General features: G+C 67.2%; 5 protein-coding genes. All 5 read right to left on the bottom strand.

What is annotated here, in order from left to right:
* Positions 1 to 36 precede the first annotated feature (36 nt).
* A complete protein-coding gene (locus RT567_RS15915; RefSeq protein ID WP_313577190.1) occupies positions 37 to 195 on the bottom strand; it encodes a hypothetical protein in 159 nt (52 codons plus the stop codon).
* A 69-nt stretch (positions 196 to 264) separates the two neighbouring features.
* Entirely contained in the window at positions 265 to 465 is a 201-nt protein-coding gene (locus RT567_RS15910; RefSeq protein ID WP_313577189.1) for a helix-turn-helix transcriptional regulator, read from the bottom strand.
* Positions 462 to 929: a hypothetical protein gene (locus RT567_RS15905; protein ID WP_313577188.1), complete on the bottom strand. Its 468-nt coding sequence runs from the start codon at positions 927 to 929 to the stop codon at positions 462 to 464. The genes RT567_RS15910 and RT567_RS15905 overlap by 4 nt, the downstream gene beginning before the upstream one ends.
* Before the next feature lie 110 nt (positions 930 to 1,039).
* On the bottom strand, positions 1,040 to 1,828 hold the full coding sequence (locus RT567_RS15900; protein ID WP_313577187.1) for a folate-binding protein: 789 nt from the start codon (positions 1,826 to 1,828) through the stop codon (positions 1,040 to 1,042).
* A 120-nt stretch (positions 1,829 to 1,948) separates the two neighbouring features.
* On the bottom strand, positions 1,949 to 2,329 hold the full coding sequence (locus RT567_RS15895) for a hypothetical protein (protein ID WP_313577186.1): 381 nt from the start codon (positions 2,327 to 2,329) through the stop codon (positions 1,949 to 1,951).
* Positions 2,330 to 2,629 lie beyond the last annotated feature (300 nt).

The following is a 2,629-nucleotide window of genomic DNA, read 5'->3' as shown; positions in this document are numbered from 1 at the left end:
GAGGCCGGCGGCGAGAAGGCGAGGCGCGAAGAGGGATCAGCGGGCGGCGATCTGGGCGACGGCGGCCGCCGGAGGTTCGACGGAGCGGCCGAAGGTCGGCACGGCCTGAACGGCCAGGCTGATCAGCAGGGCGCCGCAGACGCCCATGGCGAAGCCCGAGAAACGGTCGGCGGCGGTCGAGAACAGGTTGAACATGATGACGGTCCTTTGGATTTCGATGTTTCGATTGAAAAAGAGGGGCAGGCGGACTCAGGCCAGGCGGGGTCAGGCGATGAAGATGGCTTCGATCGGCTGGCCGAAGAGGCGGGATATGCGAAAGGCGAGGGGCAGGGACGGGTCGTAGCGGCCCTTCTCCAGCGCCTGGACGGTCTGGCGCGAGACGCCCAGGCGTTCGGCCAGGTCGGCCTGGGTCCAGTCGCGCTCGGCGCGGAAGACCTTGAGGCGGTTGATGAAGGCGCTGGTCATCGGCGGGCGATCCACCAGCCGCACCAGGCGATCCCGTAGCCGACGGCCTGGGCGGCGAAGGCGGCGGCGACGCCCAGGGCGATCAGGGCGGCATCCGTGTGGGGCAGGGCGGCGGGCAACAGGTTCACGCCGGCCAGGGCGGCGATGATGACGGCCGCGCCGCCGGCGACGAAGCCCAGATTGCCGCCCCACCACCAGGCCCACTTGTGAGCTTCCTTGGCGGCCTCATCCAGGGCGCGCCACCAGTAGAGGGTGTGCAGGGCCAGGAAGACAGCCAGTCCGGCGGCCAGGACGACGACGCCGATCGACGGCGCGCGGCCCCAGGCTTCAGGCCAGAACGGCGTGGCGGCGGTGGCGCTGACCCCGACCACGACCACGGTCAGGGCGCACAGGACGACGGTCAGGTCGTCCATCTTCTTCTGGTTGGCGGCGACGGCGTCGGCGGCGGTGATCTCGGTATTCATGACAAGCTCCCCTGTCGTGTTGACAAGTAAGCTTTACCAACAGGGTCGCGTTTGCGTCAAGCGACTTTTACATCACGACAAGCAGATTTTCCGTTTTGTCGGATTTAGCCTTACAGATCAGGGATCCAGGCGGGCTTCTCGACCCGTACGGGGCGGCCCTCGACGGTCAGATCGCCGTCCATGCGGTCCAGCCGCATCAGGGCGATGGCCCGTCCTTCGGCGCCGGTCATGACTTCGCCCGCTCGCAGTTCGCCGTTCAGCACCTCGGCGCCGCGTTCGGGGGCGGGGCCGTCGAAGGCGATGGCCATCATGCGGTTCTTGATCGTCCCGCGCCGCTTCATGCGCGAGGTCGTCTCCTGGCCGATGAAGCAGCCCTTGTGGAAGTCGATGCCGTTCAGCAGGTCGAAGTCCGCCTCGATCGGATAGGTCTTGTCCATCAGGGCGTCCTGGGTCGGATCGGGCACGCCGAGGGCCAGGCGGTGCGCCTGCCAGTCGGCTTCGGTTGCGTCGGCTTCGCTCTGATCGCCCCAGCGGCGGCCGCCCAAGGCGGACAGGCGCGGATCGGCGACGAAGCCGTCGGCGGCGCCGTCGCCCCAGGTGACGAAGACCGCGTCGGGAATGGGCATGACCTCGACCCTGGAGCGCAGCTTGTACATGGACAGGCGCTGGACCAGCGCGTTCCGCCGCTCGGCCGCGACGTCCAGCACGACGCCGTCTTCCTCGCCCCAGATGAACAGGTCGAACAGCAGCCGCCCCGGCGGCGACAGCAGGGCGCCGAAGCGAAGCTCGCCCGGTTGCAGGGTCTCCACATCCTGGGTCAGCAGATTGTGCAGGAAGGGGCGGGCGTCGGGGCCGCTGACGCGGATCAGGGCGCGACTATCAAGACGGGCGATGGACATAAGGCCAAGATAGGCAGGCGAGGCGTCGTCCTCCAGTCCGCTTGCCTCCCTAAGTGGAGCAGAATCGAAAAAGGCTGCGGGATGTCTCCCGCAGCCTTTCGAAGGTCGGCGTCCTTCACTCTACCAGCGGCGGCCGTTGTGGTCGCGACGCTCATAGCGGACCTTGGCCGACAGGGCGTCGTAGCGGCGATCCAGCTCCATGCGCTCGCGACGGTTGAGGCCGTCGCGCTGATAGGCGCGTTCCAGCCGCACCAGGCTGTTCAGCTCGTTCGTCAGGCGGCTGGCTTCGCGGACGCTGAGCTGGCGGGTGCGGACGCCCTGGTCGATGCGACGGTCCAGGTTGTATTTGCGCTGGTTGATCGACTGCCAGCCGTCGTGGCGGCTCTCATAGACCGGCGCGTGGCGATGGGATTGCGCGGCGGCGGGCAGGGCGGCGCCGAGGGCGACGGCGGCCGTCGTCGCGGCCAGGACGGGGATCATCAGGGTTTTGAACTTGGCCATGGTCGGGCTCCTTCAACTTGACGCAACCGATCGGGCTGCGTTGACGCCAGATGACCCCCTTGCGCCTGAGCCGCGTCTGAACGGCGCGTTTCAGATAGGGTTCATCAGCGTGACATTGTGGTCATGCTGGGAGCCCGGCGCACGCCGGCGAGCGTTTTCGCACACGGATTTGCGACGGAGATTTCATCCCTCGGCGTTCCTCTTTGGACTGAACGCCGGTAGACTGCGCGTTCAGCCGCTGTTCAGAGGCCCTGGTTTAAACCGCGATCCATGATGCGTATTCGAGCCCTTCTTTTGGCC

The organism is Brevundimonas sp., assembly GCF_032107865.1.
Taxonomy (GTDB): Bacteria; Pseudomonadota; Alphaproteobacteria; order Caulobacterales; family Caulobacteraceae; genus Brevundimonas.
Note: the sequence above shows the minus strand (reverse complement) of the source record. Positions and strands in the feature narration are given on the sequence as shown.